The organism is Nocardioides sp. FY1077 (assembly GCF_058681775.1).
Genome location: NZ_JBZWDB010000001.1, coordinates 76,632 through 91,812 on the forward strand (window position 1 = coordinate 76,632; position 15,181 = coordinate 91,812).

Below are 15,181 nucleotides of genomic sequence, written 5' to 3' on the forward strand. Positions count from 1 at the left end.
GCGACGGGCCCGCCTCAGGCCGGCGGCCGCCCGGCGCCCGAGGGACCGCGCAGGCGCTCCAGCGCGGTGGCGCCGTGGAAGACCACCAGCGCTGCGAGCGTGCCGAGGGCGATGCCGGTGACCAGCACGTCGTCGCCGCCGAGGGTGAGGTCGCCGATGCCGATCACCAGCGCGACGGCGGCGGTGAGCTGGTTGACCGGGCGGGAGAAGTCCACCCGGTTGTCGATCCAGATCTTCACGCCGATGACCCCGATCAGGCCGTAGAGCGCGACGGTCACACCACCCAGCACGCCCGGCGGGATCGTGTTGACCACCGCACCGAACTTCGGCGACAGGCTCAGCAGCAGCGCCACCACGCCGGCCACCCAGTAGGCCGCGGTGGAGTAGACGCGGGTCGCGGCCATCACGCCGATGTTCTCGCCGTACGTCGTGGTGCCCGACCCGCCGGCCGTGCCGGCCAGGGTGGTGGCGAGGCCGTCGGCGAGCAGGGCCCGCCCGGTGAGCCGGTTGACCCCCTCGTCGCCGGTGAGGTGGGCCACGGTGCGCACGTGCCCGACGTTCTCGGCGACCAGCACGAGCACCACCGGCAAGAACGCCGGCAGCACGCTCCAGCTCGGCTCGGGGGCGAAGAAGTCGGGCAGGCCCACCCAGGCGGCCTCGCGCACGGGGGCGAGGTCGACCGCGCCGGCCAGCACGGCCACGACGTACCCGACCGCGACGCCGACCAGGATCGAGAGCCGTGCCAGCAGGCCGCGGGTGCCGACGGCCACCACCACGACCACCGCGAGCGTGACCGCCGCGGTCCACGGCGCGAGCTCGACGTTGCTGGTGGCCGCGCCCGCGAGGTTGAGCCCGATGAGCGCGACGATCGCGCCGGTGACGACCGGCGGCATCAGCGCCTCGATCCAGCCGGTGCCGGTGAGCAGCACGACGACCCCCACCAGCGACAGCGCTAGGCCCGCCACCAGCACGCCGAAGAGGGCGTTGCCGAGGCTGCCGCTGGCGGTGGCGGCCGAGATGGGCGCGATGAACGCGAACGACGAGCCGAGGTAGCTGGGCAGCCGGTTGGCGGTGAGCACCAGGAACAGCAGGGTCCCGACGCCCGAGAAGAACAGGGTGGTGGTCGGCGGGAACCCGGTCAGCAGCGGCACCAGGAACGTCGCGCCGAACATCGCCACCACGTGCTGCGCGCCGAGGCCGATGGTCAGCGGCCAGGCGAGGCGTTCGTCGGGTCGGACGATCTCGTCGTCGGCCACGGTGCGGCCGTCGCGGTGCAGGGTCCAGGAGAGGCGCATGGGTGCATCGTCGCGGGTCGCGGCGGGCGCGCCCCCGTCGGGTCACCCGCCGGAACGCCGCACACCCCCGGCCCGACCGCACGGGGGTTCCGCCTGACGGAAGCCCGACCCGCCCACAGTGACGACCACCACGTTGGATGGGCCTCGGCCACCGGCGGACGGCGCACGGCGGCGACGACGAGGGGACGCACCCATGGCACTGCTCGACACCGACCGCTGGTCGGGACGCATCCACGTGGACGGCACCTGGGCCGCCGGCGGGGGCGGCGACGCCGCCGTCGTCGAGCCCGCCACGGGCGCCGAGCTGGCCCGCACCGGCCTGGCCGACCCCGCCGACGTCGCCGCGGCGGCCGCGTCGGCGGCCCGCGCCCAGCGCGCGTGGGCCGCGCTCCCCCACCCTGCCCGGGCCGCGGTGCTGCGCCGCGCCGGCGACCTGTTCACCGAGCACGCCGCCGAGGTGGCCGACTGGAACGTGCGCGAGGTCGGCGCGGTGCGCGGCATGGCCAACTTCGCCCTGCACACCGCCGCCGAGGAGTGCTGGACCTCCGCCGGCCTGCCCGGCGCGGCGTACGGCGAGCTGCTGCCCAGCGAGCAGCCGCGGCTGTCGTTCTCCCAGCGTGTGCCGGCCGGCGTCGTGGGCGTGATCTCCCCGTTCAACGTGCCGCTCATCCTCAGCATCCGCTCGGTGGCCCCCGCGCTGGCGCTGGGCAACGCGGTGCTGCTCAAGCCCGATCCCCGCACGGCCGTCACCGGCGGGGTCAGCATCGCCCGGGTCTTCGAGGAGGCCGGCCTGCCGCCCGGCGTCCTGCAGCTGCTGCCCGGCGGCGCCGACGTGGGCCAGGCCATGGTGGCCGACCCCCACGTGCGCGTCGTCTCCTTCACCGGGTCGACCTCGGCCGGCCGGGCGGTCGGCGAGGCGGCCGGTCGCCACCTCACCCGCGCCCACCTCGAGCTCGGCGGCAACTCCGCGCTGGTGGTGCTCGACGACGCCGACGTGGAGAAGGCGGTGTCGCTGGCCGCGTGGGGCTCGTTCTTCCACCAGGGCCAGATCTGCATGACCACCGGGCGCCACCTCGTGCACGAGAGCCTGTACGACGACTTCGTCGCGGCGCTCGCCGCCAAGGCCGAGCGGCTCCCGGTCGGCGACCCCGCCCGCCAGGAGGTCGCGCTGGGCCCGGTCATCGACGCGGGCCAGCGCGACAAGATCCACGAGCTGGTCACCACCAGCCGCGACGGCGGCGCCGAGGTGGTCGCCGGCGGCACCTGGGAGGACCTGTTCTACCGGCCCACCGTGCTCGCCGACCCCACGGCGGCCACGCCGGCGTTCGTGGAGGAGGTCTTCGGGCCGGTCGCGCCCGTCGCCCGGTTCACCGACGAGGACGAGGCCGTCGCGATGGCCTCCCGCACCGAGTACGGGCTCTCGCTCGGCATCGTCACCACCAACCCGATGCGGGGGCTGCGCCTGGCCGACCGCATCCCGACCGGCATCGTGCACGTCAACGACCAGACCGTGAACGACGAGGCCAACGCGCCGTTCGGCGGCCTCGGCGCCTCCGGCACCGGCTCCCGCTTCGGGGGCGCCACCGCCAACGTGGAGGCGTTCACCGAGACCCGGTGGGTGACCCTGCGCGAGACGCCGCCGACGTACCCGTTCTGAGCCGTGCCGGTCACCTGACCAGGCGCCGGGCCAGGCGCCGGGCCAGGCGCCGGGCTCAGGCGCCGAGCTCGGTGCGCACCGCGATCAGCTCGGGGAAGAAGGTGAGGTCGAGGGCCCGGCGCAGGAAGTCGACGCCGCTGGAGCCGCCGGTGCCGTTGCGGAAGCCGATGGTGCGCTGCACGGTGCGCAGGTGGCGGAAGCGCCACAGCTGGAAGGCGTCCTCGAGGTCGACCAGGTCCTCGCAGATCGCGTAGGCCTCCCAGTGGGCGTCGCGGTCGCGGTAGATCGTGCGCAGCACCGGCACCAGCTCGTCGGCGAACACCCACGGCTCCCGCACGTCGCGCTCCAGCACCGACGCCGGCACGTCGAGGCCGTCGCGGGCGAGCAGGCGCAGGAACGCGTCGTACACCGTCGGCGCCGCCAGCGCCTGCTCGAGCAGCTGCTGCGAGGCCGGCTCGGCGGCGAAGACGGCCAGCATCGAGGCGTTCTTGTTGCCCAGGCGGAACTCGACGGCGCGGTACTGCGCCGACTGGAACCCCGACGACGAGCCGAGCACCCCGCGGAACTCGGCGTACTCCGACGGGGTGAGCGTGGCCAGCACCGACCACTGCTCGGTGATCGTGCGCAGCACGTGCTTGACCCGCGCGAGGTGCTTGCGGGCCTGCGCCGGCCGGTCGCCGTCGAGGTGGGCGGTGGCGCCCTCGAGCTCCTGGAGCATCAGCTTGAGCCACAGCTCGGTGGTCTGGTGCTGGACGATGAACAGCATCTCGTCGGGGTGGACCGGCGAGCTGAGCGGGCGCTGGGCCGCGAACAGCTGCTCCAGGCCCAGGTAGCCGGCGTAGCTCATCGACTCGGTGAAGTCGGTCCTGACGCCGTCCTCGATGCGGCGGGCGCCGCCCTCGACCTCCATGGTGCCTCCTCGGCCTCGGTGTCAGGCGAGTGTGCCGTCACGCCGCCGGAGCGCGCCAGCCGGCCAGCACGGCCGGTCAGCCGTCGGCGGGCCGGGCCCCGGCGAGGGCGTGCGTCAGGTCGCGCTCGCGCACCCCCGTGCGCAGCGCCGCACCCTGCACCCGGCGCCGCGCCTCGCGGACGTCGAGGCCGAGCTCGTCGGCCACCACCTGCACGGCCCGCCGGTCGGGGCCCGCGGCGTGCAGCACCCGCCAGGCCCGGCCCGCCACCTGCAGCTGCGCGAGGTCGAGGTCGGCGCCGGCGACCACCTGCGCCGCCCAGGGGCCCACCACCGCAGTGACGTCGCCGAGCAGCGCCGCGCTCGCGACAGCAGTCGCGCCTGCGCCCAGCACCACCGCCACCCCGGCGACGCCGCCCTGGCCCACGACCGGCACGGCGACCGCGCACCCCACCGACCGTGCGGCGGCGGCCCGGGCGAAGACCGGCCAGGCCGCGACGGCCAGCGGGTCGTCCTGGTCGAAGGCCGCCGGGGCGGCCGTGCGGGACGCCAGCGGGCCGGGCCCGCCGACGGCCTGCTGCACGGCGTCGAGGACGGCGACCTCCTCGCTGGTGGCCAGCAGCGTCAGGTCGGCGCCGCCGCTGGTGCGCGCGGCCACGACGAGGTCCACGGGCCCCGGCACCAGCTCGCACAGCGCGCCCACGACGGCCGCGGTGCTCGCCCGCAACGCGGCGTCGATCTCCAGCGCGCGGTGCGGGAGGGAGACCGCACGGGTCTGCGGCAGCGAGGGCATGGCGGAGCAGATACCCCCTCCCCCACCGTGGAAACCAGTCGACCGCCGTCGATGTGACCGGCGTCGCTGGTAAAGGAGTGGCCGAACCGCTGGCCGGCGCCGCGCCGACCCGGCACCGTGGGCGTGCGCGCCGCCCGGAGGGACCGGTCCCCCACCCCTCCGCTCGGGCAGCAGGCGGCCCCGGCTCCCGGCCAGACCCCCCGCTCGGCCGGGAGCCAGGGGGTCGCCGGCGCTCAGAAGGCCGTGGCGTCGCTGGTGCGGACCACCTCGAACGGCTCGGCGAAGCGAGCGTTCGGCAGCTGGCGGGCCCAGTAGCGGGCGGTGGCGAGGACCAGCTCGGGGTCCATGTAGTGCCGCGCGGCCTGCGAGGCGTAAGCGGCGAGCAGCTCGACCTTGGCGTGCACGGTGTCGTCGACGGGCACCAGCCGGGTCGGGTCGAAGCCGTTGCGCGACGACGGCGACTGGTAGCAGTACACCTGTCGCACGGCGCGGGCCGCGATGACCGCGGAGCGGTGCACCGCCCGGTGGTCCTGGTGGTTGTCGGCCGCGGAGTGCACGTAGACGGTGGTGGGCTGCACGGTGGCGACGACGCCCTCGATCAGCGCCGTCATCTCGTGGGCCTCCTCGAGCCGGGTGTCGGTGAGGTCGCCGAGGTAGAGGTCGGCCGACATGGTGGCCGCGGCCCGGGCGGCCTCGCGGCGACGCTCGTCGCGGGGCCCACCGACGGCCCCGCGGCTCATCGTCAGCACGCTCACGGGGTGGCCGAGGGCGGCGTGGCGCAGCAGGGTGGCCCCGCAGCCGATCTCGACGTCGTCGGGATGGGCGCCCACGGCGAGCACCCGCTCCCCCGGACTAGTGCTGCGGTCGGGCAGCAGCCGCTCGAGCCCGTCGAGGTCGCGCGGGTCGAGCACGTCGGCGAGACCGTGGCGCATCGCGGTGAGCAGCCCGGCCGCCCCGGTGTCGCCGTCGGCGAGCACGCACACCCGCGTCTGCGGGTGGGCGGCGCGCACCCGCTCGACCACGCCCAGGCTGGTGGCGTCGAGGAGGTCGGCCTCGACCAGCAGCAGCGACGGGGCGCCGGCGTTCTCCACCAGGTCCTCGGTGTCCTGGGGCTCGACCACCAGGGGCAGGTGACCGGCGGCCTCCAGCGCGGCGAGCAGTCCCGGCTGCGCGGGGTGGTCGGGGGTGGTCCACAGGACGACGAGCCGCGCGGGCCCGAACGCCTCGCGCACGATGCCGTCGGGCAGCACGGGTCTCCTCTGACGATGGGTGGCCGGCGGCTGGCCGGCGGGGGTGCGGTGCGGGCACATCGTAGGGGCGCACGGGCTGCCCGACCGGCGAACCCCGGCACCACCCGTCCCGTCGCGGTGGTAGGCATCGGGGGTGAACGATCCCCTGCTGCACCAACGTGACCTCGCGGAGGAGGCGCGCGACGCGCAGCTGCGCTGGCTCCTCGACGCCCTCGAGGTCGACACCGTGCTCGACGTCGGCGCCAACCGGGGGCAGTTCGCGCGCAGCCTGCGCGCCGGCGGCTTCGGCGGGCGCCTGGTGTCGTTCGAGCCCGCCGCCGGGCCGCGCGCGCAGCTCGAGGCCCGGGCCGCCGCCGACCCCGCCTGGGAGGTGCGACCCTGGGCGCTCGGCGACACCGACGGCACGGCGGTGCTGCACGCCGTCGACGACCAGTCGGAGCTCGGCTCGCTGCGACCGGCGTCCGACTTCGGTCGGTCGTGGAAGGACGTGATGGGCCGCACCCGCGACGAGGAGGTCGAGGTGCACCGCCTCGACGCGGTCTGGGACGACGTGGTGGCCCCCGGGTCGCGGGTGCTGCTCAAGCTGGACACCCAGGGCTTCGACCTGGCCGCCTTCCGCGGCGCCGGGCGCCACGTCGTCGACCCCGACGGCGCCGTCGTGGCGCTGCTGTCGGAGGTCGCGTGCGTGCCGATCTACGACGGGGTGCCGCTGATGGACGAGCACCTCGCGGCGTACGCCGCTGCCGGCTGGTCGCTGGCGGGGCTGCACCCGGTGTCGTTCGACCGCCCGACGCTGCGGGTCATCGAGCTCGACGCGCTGCTGGTGCGCACCCCGGGCCGGCCCTGACCGGCTCTCATCGGCTCTGACCGGTTCTGGTCGGCCCCAGCCGGTCAGACGGCGCCGAGGCGCCGAGGGCCGGGCCCGCGAACGCGGGTGTCGTTAGCGGGGTGCCGCTGGTCAGGCCCGCCGCACCAGGGTCATCCCGTCGCGCAGCGGCACCAGCACCTGCTCGACGCGCGGGTCGGCGGCGAGGCGGGCGTTGAAGTCCGCGACGGCGTGGCCGTCGGCGGAGCGCGCGGTCGACGACCACGGCTCGCCCTGCAGCAGGGTGTGGTCGACGCAGACGACCCCGCCGGGGGCGAGCAGGCCGCCGGCGAGCACGGCGTCGAGGTGGCCGACGTACCCCGCCTTGCCGGCGTCGACGACGACCAGGTCGAACTGCTCCCCCGCCGCGTCGAGGCGGGCCAACGTGTCGAGGGCGGGGGCGACCTCCACGGTGATCCGCTCCCCGCCGGGGGCGGCGGCGAAGCACTCGGCGGCCAGTGCGGCGGCCTCGGCGTCGAGCTCGCAGGCCACCAGGTGCCCGTCGTCGGGCAAGGCCTCGGCCATCGCCAGGGCGGAGTAGCCGGTGGACATGCCGACCTCGAGCACCCGCCGGGCGCCCGACAGGTGCACGAGGAACTTCAGGAACGCACCCTCGACGTGGCCGGAGCGCCTCCCCTGCTGCAGCGGCACCGACCCGGCCGGCCGCTCGCGCCCGTCGTGGGCGCGGGTGCGGGCCTGCAGGTGGTCGAGGCCCGCGGACGCCGGGGTCGTGCAGCGCTCGAGGTAGGGGTCGAGGCCCGCGACCAGCTCGCGCACGCGCTGCAGGTCGGTGCGCAGCTCGTCGGCGAGTCCCGGCACCGCGTCGAGGCGCCGGTCGAGGGAGGAGAGCAGGTCGGCGGCGAGGCCGAGCGGCGTCACCGGGCGCGGCGAGCCCGGCGGCGTCGGCAGCACCTGCTCGCCCGCCCCCACCACGGAGGCGACGGGCACCCCGTCGGTCGCGCCGCGCTCAGGCACCGGCGTGGACCGCGGCCGAGGTGTGCCCGTCGACCGTGACGTCGAGGACGTGGCGGGTGCTGATCGGGCCCGGCGCCGCCGCGCGCAGCAGCCCGTCGCGGGGCTCCAGCTCGCAGGTGTCGGCGATGGTGCTGATCGAGCCGAGGAGGATGACGGGCACGGGGTCGCTCCGATCTGTGCGCGGACGCACGGTGGCGGGCCGCGACGTCCGGGGCGGCTCCCGCTGGACCGTCCACGACCGGCGTCCCTCGAGGCGGAGGTGCCGGCCTGACGGCCTGCCTCGTGGTCGCTCGCCTCGACGCTCTCAACCCCGCCGGAGGGCTGGGCTCCCCCCTTTGGCCCGTTCTGCCCTCCCCCCGCGGCCCCGCTGCCACGCGCGGCACGTCCTTCCGCGTGGGGCCGCGAGGTGTGCGTCATACGAATGGTGGAGTCGCATCCTCGATACGTATGACGCCCCGGCCGACCAGCCGGCGCCAGGTGCTCGCGTCATACGAATGGTGGAGTCGCATCCTCGATACGTATGACGCCCCGGCCGACCAGCCGGCGCCAGGTGCTTGCGTCATACCAATCGTGGAGTCGCATTCACGATCCGTATGACGTCCCCACCCAGCACCGCCCAGCCCCGCCCCCCGCTGAGCTGTCAGGGCTGCACGAGGATGCGCACGGGGCTGCCGTCGCGCTCGCGCAGGCGGCGGATGCCCTCGCCGACGTCCTCGAGGCCGACGACGCCGCTGATGGAGCGGCTGAGGTCGAGCCGGCCGGTGGAGACCAGGCGGGCGAGCACGCCGATGTCCTCGACGCGGTAGCCGAGGTGGCCGCGCACCTCCTTGCGGCTGAGGTTGAACATCATGCTCGGGCCCAGCGACCACTCCTCGCCGCTCATCCCGACGCCGACCAGCCGTCCGCGCGAGCCGAGGCTCGCCATCGCCTGCTGGAAGGTCACCGAGAGACCGACGGAGTCGAAGGCGACGTCGAGCATGCGGCCCTCGGTGACCTCCGCGATGCGGGCCGCGAGGTCGGGGTCGCGGGAGTCGAGGGCGAGGTCGGCGCCGAGCTCGAGGGCTCGGGCGCGCACGGCCTCGTCGAGGTCGACCGCGATGATCGGGGTGGCCCCGACCAGGCGCGCCAGCTGCACGACGTGGGTGCCGACGCCGCCGGCGCCCCACACCCCGACGGCCTCGCCGATGCGCACCTGGCCGGTGTGCACGACCGCGCCGTACGGCGTGGACACCGCGTCGGCCAGGATCGCGGCCTGCTCCATCGACACGTCGTCGGGGATGCGGGTGAGCCCGGCGGCCTGCGCCAGCGTGTACTCCGCCCACGCGCCGTCGTAGGCGAAGGCCATCAGCGCGAGCTGGGTGCAGCTGCTCGGGTCGGCGCGACGGCAGAAGGTGCAGCGCCCGCAGGGCCGGCCCGCGGCCGGGACGACGCGGTCGCCCACCGACCAGTCGACGACGCCCTCGCCGAGCTCGGCGATCGTGCCGGAGGCCTCGTGGCCCTGGGTGATCACCGCAGGACCCATGGCCGGGAACGTGCCGTCGAGCAGGCTCAGGTCGGAGTGGCAGATGCCGCAGAACGCCACCTCGATCAGCACCTCGCCCGGGCCCGGCGAGGGCACCGGCACGTCGGTGACCTCGAAGGTGAGGCTGCGGGTGTCGAGGCGCTGCGCGCGCATGGTGCGGGTGGTCACGACGCGTCCACCGCGGGCTGGCGGCGCACGGCGGAGCGCGGCGTGGTGCGCAGCGTCTTGCCGAGGTCGCTGCGCAGGGTGGTCAGCGCGTCGAGCACGTAGTTCTGCCGCACCCGCCACGGGCCGCTGTCGCCCTGGCGGGGGAAGGCGTCGATGGAGCGCTGCACGTAGCCCGCGGCGAGGTCGAGCAGCGGGCGCTCGGTGAGCTCGCGGTCGGGGGCGGGCACGACGGAGGCGGTGTCGTGGGCGTCCATCCAGTTCAGCACCTTGCAGACGAGGCGGTGCGACAGGTCGGCGCGCAGGGTCCAGGAGGCGTTGGTGTAGCCGATGCACACCGCGAAGTTCGGCACCCCGGTCATCATCGCGCCCTGCCAGACGAACTGCTCCGACAGCGCCACGGTCTCGCCGTCGACGCTGGGGCTGATGCCACCGAAGGCGAGCAGCTGCAGGCCGGTGGCGGTCACCACGACGTCGGCCTCGAGCACCCGGCCCGAGGACAGCCGCACGCCCTCGGGCACGAACGTGTCGATGGTGTCGGTGACGACCTCGGCGTCGCCCTTCTTCAATGCCTTGAACAGGTCGCCGCTCGGCACGGCGCACAGGCGCTGGTCCCACGGGTCGTAGGAGGGGGTGAAGTGGTCGGCGACCATCTGCGGGTCGCCGAGGAACTTGGTGGTCATCCCCAGCAGCAGCTTGCGGGCCTGCTGCGGGCGACGCCGGCAGAACTGGTAGAACGCCGTGGTGAAGGCGATGTTCTTCGCCCGCGCGAGGGTGTGGGCGAGGTCGGCCGGCAGGTGGGCGCGCAGCCAGTCGGCGCGGGCGTCGTTGCCGGGCACGGCGCTGATCCAGGTGGGGCTGCGCTGCAGCATCGTCACGTGGGCGGCCCGGCCCTCGCCGCTGGTCATCGACGGCACCAGCGTCACCGCGGTGGCGCCGCTGCCGATGACCACGACGTCCTGGTCGGCGTAGTCGAGGTCCTCGGGCCAGAACTGCGGGTGCACCACGGTGCCGGCGAAGTCCTCGATGCCCGGGAAGACCGGCGTGTAGGTCTCGTCGTAGTCGTAGTAGCCCGCGCAGGAGTAGAGGAAGTCGCAGGTCAGCGTGGTCTCCTCGCCACCGCGCAGCAGGGTGAGGGTCCACCGCGCCTCGGCGGTGGAGAAGTCGGCGGCCACCACCTTGGTGCCGTAGCGGACGTGCTCGTCGATGCCGAACTCGGCGGCGGTCTCCTCGATGTAGCGCAGGATGCTCGGCCCGTCGGCGATCGACTTGGCCTCGCGCCACGGCTTGAACGAGTAGCCGAGGGTGAACATGTCGGAGTCGGAGCGCACGCCGGGGTAGCGGAACAGGTCCCAGGTGCCGCCCATCGTGTCGCGGGCCTCCAGCACCAGGTAGGAGCGCTTGGGGCACTCGGTCTGCAGCCGGTAGCCGGCACCGATGCCGGAGAGGCCGGCGCCGACGACGATGACGTCGACGTGGTCGGGCAGGGGCAGGTCGGTGACGGTCATGCCCCCATCCTTCGCCCTGTCTCGCCGGATTTCTTGACCCTGCGCGACATCTGCTTGACCCTGGACGACATGTCGGTGATCCGCTCGGCCGGGCTGCGCGGGTTCCGCGCGGTGGTGAGCGAGCTCGGCGGTGACGCCGAGGCGTACGCCGCGCGCGCCCGGCTCGACCCCGCCGCCCTCGACGCCGACGACCTGCTGGTGCCCGACGTCGCGGTCGCCGGCGTGCTGGAGGTGGCCGCCGCCGCGCTGGAGCGGCCCGACCTCGGCCTGCTGGTCGCCGCGCGCCAGGACCTCTCCCTGCTCGGCCCGCTCGCGCTGGCCATCGAGAACTCCCCCACGATCGCCGAGGCCCTCGAGTGCACCTCGCGCTACCTCTTCGTGCACGCCCCCGCCATGCGGCTCACCCCGCAGCCCGACCCCGACGGAGAGCGCGGGGTCGAGGCGCTGCGCTACGACCTCGCGCCGCCCGGGGTGGTGGCCGCCCGCCAGGCCACCGACCTGTGCCTCGGCACGCTGCACCGCATCATCCGCTCGCTGGTCGGCGGCGGCTACGGCCTGCGCACCGTCGACCTGCCCCACGCACCCGCCGCGCCGCGAGCGACGTACGAGGAGTTCTTCGGTGCGCGGGTGCGCTTCGAGCGACCGGCGGCGCTGCTGCGGCTGCCGGTGAGCCTCGGCGCACTGCCGATCACCGAGCGCGACGAGACGGTACGGCGCCTGGCGCTCGACTTCCTGGTGCGCCAGTCGCCGGCCGAGGACGACGTGGTGGCGCCGCGGGTGCGCGGCGCCGTGCAGCAGCTGCTCGGCACCGCCACCCCCGACGTCGCCGCCGTGGCCCGCCTGCTCGACCTGCACCCCCGCACCCTGCAGCGCCGCCTGGCGCAGGAGGGCACCGGCTTCGCGGCCCTGCTCGACGACGTGCGCCGCCAGGAGGCGCGCCGCTACCTGCTCACCACCGACCTCCCGCTGGCCCAGGTCGCCGGCCTGCTGGGCCTCTCCGAGCAGGCGGTGCTCACCCGCGCCTGTCGACGCTGGTGGGGCCGCACCCCCCGCGACGTGCGCCGCCACGGGCTCGCCTGAGGCGGGCGGGGCGGGCGGTTTCCCCGGCCGGCCGGGGAAACCGGCACATGGCGGCCGAAATTTCCGCCACCCAGTGACAGCTTCCGCCTCCCAGTCCGGTGCAGCGCGCCGCCGGACCCCTAGCCTGGACGTCGGGGCGGTCGGCGAGACCGCCCGGAGGACCGTGACCAGCCGACGTCACCAGGAAGGACCCCGTGAGCACCCAGCAGGCCGAGACCCACGTCGTGCGCAACGACGCCGAGAGCCGCTACGAGATCCGCCGCGGCGAGACGCTGCTCGGCTTCGCCGCCGTGCAGACCACGCCCCAGCTCGTGGTGTTCACCCACACCGAGGTGTTCCCGGGCTCGGAGGGCCAGGGCGTGGGCAGCGCGCTGGTGCGTGCCGCGCTCGACGACGTGCGCGAGCGCGGCCTGCAGGTGCTGCCGATCTGCCCGTTCGTGCAGGCCTACCTGCAGCGCCACCCCGAGGTCGCCGACCTCGACTACCGCGCCCCGCACAGCCAGGTGCACGACTGAGCCGGGCCCGTGCGCCTAGGGCGCAGGGGTGCGGTTGCGGGGCCGGGCAGTGGCGACCAGCTCCTCCACCGTCGCGATCTTGACCCGCGGCCGGCCGGCGGCACGGCCGACGGCGCGCTCGGCGCGGTCGATCACGTCGTGCTCGCGGCGCCCGAGGGTCGCGGGCTGCCGGCGGCGCAGCAGCCGGTCGAAGCCACGCGCCGAGCCGCGGCCCGTGCTGACCCGTCCGGCGTTGGCGTCGGCCACCAGCGAGCCCACGGTCTCGGCGGCGTCGGCGCGGTTCGACCCGATGCCGCCGCTGGGGCCGCGCTTGACCCAGCCCACGACGTACGTCGCCGGCACCCGCTCGCCGGTCGCGGGGTCGACCACGCGACCCGCGTCGTGCGGCACGGTGCCGCTGAGGTCGTCGAAGGGCAGCCCGGCCAGCGGCTCGCTGCGGTAGCCGATCGAGCGCAGCAGCAGCCCGGTGGGGATGCGCGTCGCGGGGCCCGGCCCGGGGGCGGCGCCGGCGAGCGAGGCGACCTGCACCGCACCCACCCGCTGCTCGCCCTCCACCGCGGAGACCACGGTGTGGAACCGCAGCACCAGCCGGCGGCGTCCGGGGGGCGGCGGCGCGGTCCAGTCGACCTGCTCCACGCTGACCCCCCGCAGGGCGGCGGCCAGCGGCGACGCGTCGGGGGCCTCGATCAGGTCGCGCTCGGCCTGCCCGCCGTCCACGACCACGTCGAGGTCGTCGCGGGCCAGCAGCGGGCGCAGCTCGGTGAGCGTGTACGCCGCCTCGCCCGGCCCGCGGCGGGCCAGCAGCACCACCTCGGTGACGGTGCTGCGGCGCAGCTGGTCGAGGGCGTGGTCGGCGACGTCGGTGGCGGCCAGCGCCTCGGGGTCGCCGAGCAGCACCCGGGCCGTGTCGAGGGCGACGTTGCCGTTGCCGACGACGACCGCTCGGCCGGGGCCCGGCGTGGTGAGGTCGACGGCGTCGGCCGCGATCTCGGGGTGGGCGTTGTACCAGCCGACGAAGGTGCGCGCCGAGAGGCTGCCGGGCAGGTCCTCCCCGGGCACGTCGAGGCGGCGGTCGGAGGTGGCGCCCACGGCGTAGACCACGGCGTCGTGGTGCTGCAGCAGCTCGGCGTGGGAGACGTCGACGCCGACCTCGACGTTCAGCGCCAGGCGCACCCGCGGGTTGCGCAGCACCGTCGCGAACCGCTCGCCGATGGCCTTGGTGCTCTGGTGGTCGGGGGCGACTCCGAAGCGCACCAGCCCGCCGGCCACGGGCAGCCGCTCGATCATGGTGACCTCGGCACTGGTGGTCAGCAGCGCGGCCGCGGTGTAGGCGGCGGCCGGGCCGGTGCCGACCACGGCCACCCGCAGGCCCGCCGCGGCCGGGGTCAGCGAGGCCGGGAAGACCGGCTCGCCCCACGCGCCGACCGGCTCGCGGTCGACGAAGTGGTCACGGTTGACGTCGGCGTAGACCGCGTCGGTGCCGACCAGCTCGTCGACCGGGTGGATCGCGTCGACCGGGCAGGCGTCGGCACAGGCGCCGCAGTCGATGCAGCTGCGCGGGTCGACGTACAGCATCTCGGTGGTGCCGAAGTCGGGCTCGTCGGGCGTCGGGTGGATGCAGTTGACCGGGCAGACCGCGACGCACGAGGCGTCGCTGCAGCACGACTGCGTGATCGCGAAGGCCACCTGCGTCAGACCATGTGCACGCGGCGGTAGAACGCCAGTGCGGGGCGGGTCAGCAGGCCGAGCTCGTCGAGGAACTCCATCAGGTGGGCGCAGCTCGCGCGCATCAGCGTGTGGTGGTGCTCGTTGCGCTTCGCCGCGGCGACCGCGCGCTCCACGTCGAGGCCGGCGGCGGCGTACACCTGGTCGTTCACCATGTTCGACACGATGACGTGGGCGGCGATCGCGATCACCAGCGCAGAGGCCTGGCGACGGCGCGGGGAGGCGCCCTCGATGCGCTCGCGCATCTCCTGGCGCGCGAACTTCATGTGCCGCGACTCCTCGACCACGTGGATCTTGCTCGTGGTGCGCACGATCGGGAGCACCTGCTCGCCGCGCATCCAGTCGCGCTGCATCACGTCGAGCACCTCCTCGGCCACGAGGATGCCGCCGTAGGCGATCTCGGCCATGGCGACCGACTTGAACACCCGGCCGAGCTGCACGCTGGCCTTGCGGGGGAAGTACGCCGGGATGCCCATCGTCGCGCACGCCTTGGCGAACATGATCGAGTGACGGCACTCGTCGCCGATCTCGGTGAGGGCGAACTGGAAGTCGGGCCGGGAGTAGTCCGCGCAGTACTGGTCGCGCAGGACCATCTGCTGCAGGATCATCTCGAACCAGATGCCGGTGCTCATGATCGACGCCACCTCGTGGCGCGTGAGCGTGACCCGCTGCTCGGGGGTCATCTCGTCCCAGAGCGGCGTCCCCCACAGGGTGCTCCACTCCGGGTTCAGCCCGAAGTGCGCGGGGTCGAGCGGGGTGTCCCAGTCGACCTCGGTCATCGGGTCGTACGACAGCGCTGCCGCGGAGTCGAGCAGGCGCTGGGAGGCGTGGGTGGCGGGCGCGATGTCAGCGGTGCTGGTCATGGTGGCCTCTCCGGTCCGTCGGTTAGTGCTACGGCGTGTCTCGAATACCTAGACGGTACAC

At 74.9% G+C, this 15,181-nt stretch carries 14 protein-coding genes; 4 read left to right on the forward strand and 10 right to left on the reverse strand.

The annotated features are described in order from the left end of the window. Nucleotides 1–14: 14 nt before the first annotated feature. Nucleotides 15–1,295 (reverse strand): uracil-xanthine permease family protein, encoded by a 1,281-nt coding sequence (locus AC4OR8_RS00415; RefSeq protein WP_492163595.1) that lies wholly within the window; start codon nt 1,293–1,295, stop codon nt 15–17. 193 nt (nt 1,296–1,488) lie between these two features. On the opposite strand from AC4OR8_RS00415, the gene AC4OR8_RS00420 reads away from it, so the two are divergent. Next, nucleotides 1,489–2,952 carry an aldehyde dehydrogenase family protein gene (locus AC4OR8_RS00420; protein WP_492163596.1) on the forward strand — a complete coding sequence of 488 codons (1,464 nt, stop codon included), beginning with the start codon at nt 1,489–1,491 and terminating at the stop codon, nt 2,950–2,952. A 55-nt stretch (nt 2,953–3,007) separates the two neighbouring features. Here AC4OR8_RS00420 and AC4OR8_RS00425 read toward each other — a convergent pair whose 3' ends face one another. The 3 genes from AC4OR8_RS00425 to AC4OR8_RS00435 form a co-directional block, all read right to left on the reverse strand. Beyond that, entirely contained in the window at nt 3,008–3,862 is an 855-nt protein-coding gene (locus AC4OR8_RS00425) for a tryptophan 2,3-dioxygenase (RefSeq protein WP_492163597.1), read from the reverse strand. Between the two features lie 76 nt (nt 3,863–3,938). After that, nucleotides 3,939–4,652, reverse strand: coding sequence for a hypothetical protein (locus AC4OR8_RS00430; protein ID WP_492163598.1), 714 nt, complete (start codon nt 4,650–4,652; stop codon nt 3,939–3,941). Between the two features lie 233 nt (nt 4,653–4,885). Continuing rightward, nucleotides 4,886–5,902 carry a PIG-L deacetylase family protein gene (locus tag AC4OR8_RS00435; protein ID WP_492163599.1) on the reverse strand — a complete coding sequence of 339 codons (1,017 nt, stop codon included), beginning with the start codon at nt 5,900–5,902 and terminating at the stop codon, nt 4,886–4,888. Between the two features lie 133 nt (nt 5,903–6,035). Between AC4OR8_RS00435 and AC4OR8_RS00440 the strand changes: the two genes are divergently transcribed. Next, nucleotides 6,036–6,749, forward strand: a complete 714-nt coding sequence (locus tag AC4OR8_RS00440; protein ID WP_492163600.1) for an FkbM family methyltransferase — start codon at nt 6,036–6,038, stop codon at nt 6,747–6,749. Between the two features lie 111 nt (nt 6,750–6,860). Here AC4OR8_RS00440 and AC4OR8_RS00445 read toward each other — a convergent pair whose 3' ends face one another. The 4 genes from AC4OR8_RS00445 to AC4OR8_RS00460 form a co-directional block, all read right to left on the reverse strand. Then, nucleotides 6,861–7,742 carry an O-methyltransferase gene (locus tag AC4OR8_RS00445; RefSeq protein WP_492163601.1) on the reverse strand — a complete coding sequence of 294 codons (882 nt, stop codon included), beginning with the start codon at nt 7,740–7,742 and terminating at the stop codon, nt 6,861–6,863. Then, entirely contained in the window at nt 7,735–7,902 is a 168-nt protein-coding gene (locus AC4OR8_RS00450) for a hypothetical protein (protein WP_492163602.1), read from the reverse strand. The genes AC4OR8_RS00445 and AC4OR8_RS00450 overlap by 8 nt, the downstream gene beginning before the upstream one ends. Before the next feature lie 480 nt (nt 7,903–8,382). Beyond that, nucleotides 8,383–9,417 carry a zinc-binding dehydrogenase gene (locus tag AC4OR8_RS00455; protein WP_492164453.1) on the reverse strand — a complete coding sequence of 345 codons (1,035 nt, stop codon included), beginning with the start codon at nt 9,415–9,417 and terminating at the stop codon, nt 8,383–8,385. Nucleotides 9,418–9,428: 11 nt separating this feature from the next. Next, nucleotides 9,429–10,937, reverse strand: a complete 1,509-nt coding sequence (locus AC4OR8_RS00460; protein ID WP_492163603.1) for a flavin-containing monooxygenase — start codon at nt 10,935–10,937, stop codon at nt 9,429–9,431. 69 nt (nt 10,938–11,006) lie between these two features. Between AC4OR8_RS00460 and AC4OR8_RS00465 the strand changes: the two genes are divergently transcribed. Both AC4OR8_RS00465 and AC4OR8_RS00470 read left to right on the forward strand, forming a co-directional pair. Then, nucleotides 11,007–12,017, forward strand: coding sequence for an AraC family transcriptional regulator (locus tag AC4OR8_RS00465; protein WP_492163604.1), 1,011 nt, complete (start codon nt 11,007–11,009; stop codon nt 12,015–12,017). A 194-nt stretch (nt 12,018–12,211) separates the two neighbouring features. Then, complete coding sequence (locus AC4OR8_RS00470) at nt 12,212–12,532, forward strand: GNAT family N-acetyltransferase (RefSeq protein ID WP_492163605.1); 321 nt, start codon at nt 12,212–12,214, stop codon at nt 12,530–12,532. A 15-nt stretch (nt 12,533–12,547) separates the two neighbouring features. Here AC4OR8_RS00470 and AC4OR8_RS00475 read toward each other — a convergent pair whose 3' ends face one another. Both AC4OR8_RS00475 and AC4OR8_RS00480 read right to left on the reverse strand, forming a co-directional pair. After that, nucleotides 12,548–14,218, reverse strand: coding sequence for an FAD-dependent oxidoreductase (locus AC4OR8_RS00475; protein ID WP_492163606.1), 1,671 nt, complete (start codon nt 14,216–14,218; stop codon nt 12,548–12,550). 5 nt (nt 14,219–14,223) lie between these two features. Continuing rightward, nucleotides 14,224–15,120, reverse strand: a complete 897-nt coding sequence (locus AC4OR8_RS00480) for an AurF N-oxygenase family protein (protein ID WP_492163607.1) — start codon at nt 15,118–15,120, stop codon at nt 14,224–14,226. Nucleotides 15,121–15,181: the final 61 nt, after the last annotated feature.

Bases quoted from the DNA above. Each gene is read 5' to 3' on its own strand.
- AC4OR8_RS00415 (WP_492163595.1), bottom strand. From the start codon at position 1,295: ATGCGCCTCTCCTGGACCCTGCACCGCGACGGCCGCACCGTGGCCGAC.
- AC4OR8_RS00420 (WP_492163596.1), top strand. From the start codon at position 1,489: ATGGCACTGCTCGACACCGACCGCTGGTCGGGACGCATCCACGTGGAC.
- AC4OR8_RS00425 (WP_492163597.1), bottom strand. From the start codon at position 3,862: ATGGAGGTCGAGGGCGGCGCCCGCCGCATCGAGGACGGCGTCAGGACC.
- AC4OR8_RS00430 (WP_492163598.1), bottom strand. From the start codon at position 4,652: ATGCCCTCGCTGCCGCAGACCCGTGCGGTCTCCCTCCCGCACCGCGCG.
- AC4OR8_RS00455 (WP_492164453.1), bottom strand. From the start codon at position 9,417: ATGCGCGCGCAGCGCCTCGACACCCGCAGCCTCACCTTCGAGGTCACC.
- AC4OR8_RS00460 (WP_492163603.1), bottom strand. From the start codon at position 10,937: ATGACCGTCACCGACCTGCCCCTGCCCGACCACGTCGACGTCATCGTC.
- AC4OR8_RS00465 (WP_492163604.1), top strand. From the start codon at position 11,007: ATGTCGGTGATCCGCTCGGCCGGGCTGCGCGGGTTCCGCGCGGTGGTG.
- AC4OR8_RS00480 (WP_492163607.1), bottom strand. From the start codon at position 15,120: ATGACCAGCACCGCTGACATCGCGCCCGCCACCCACGCCTCCCAGCGC.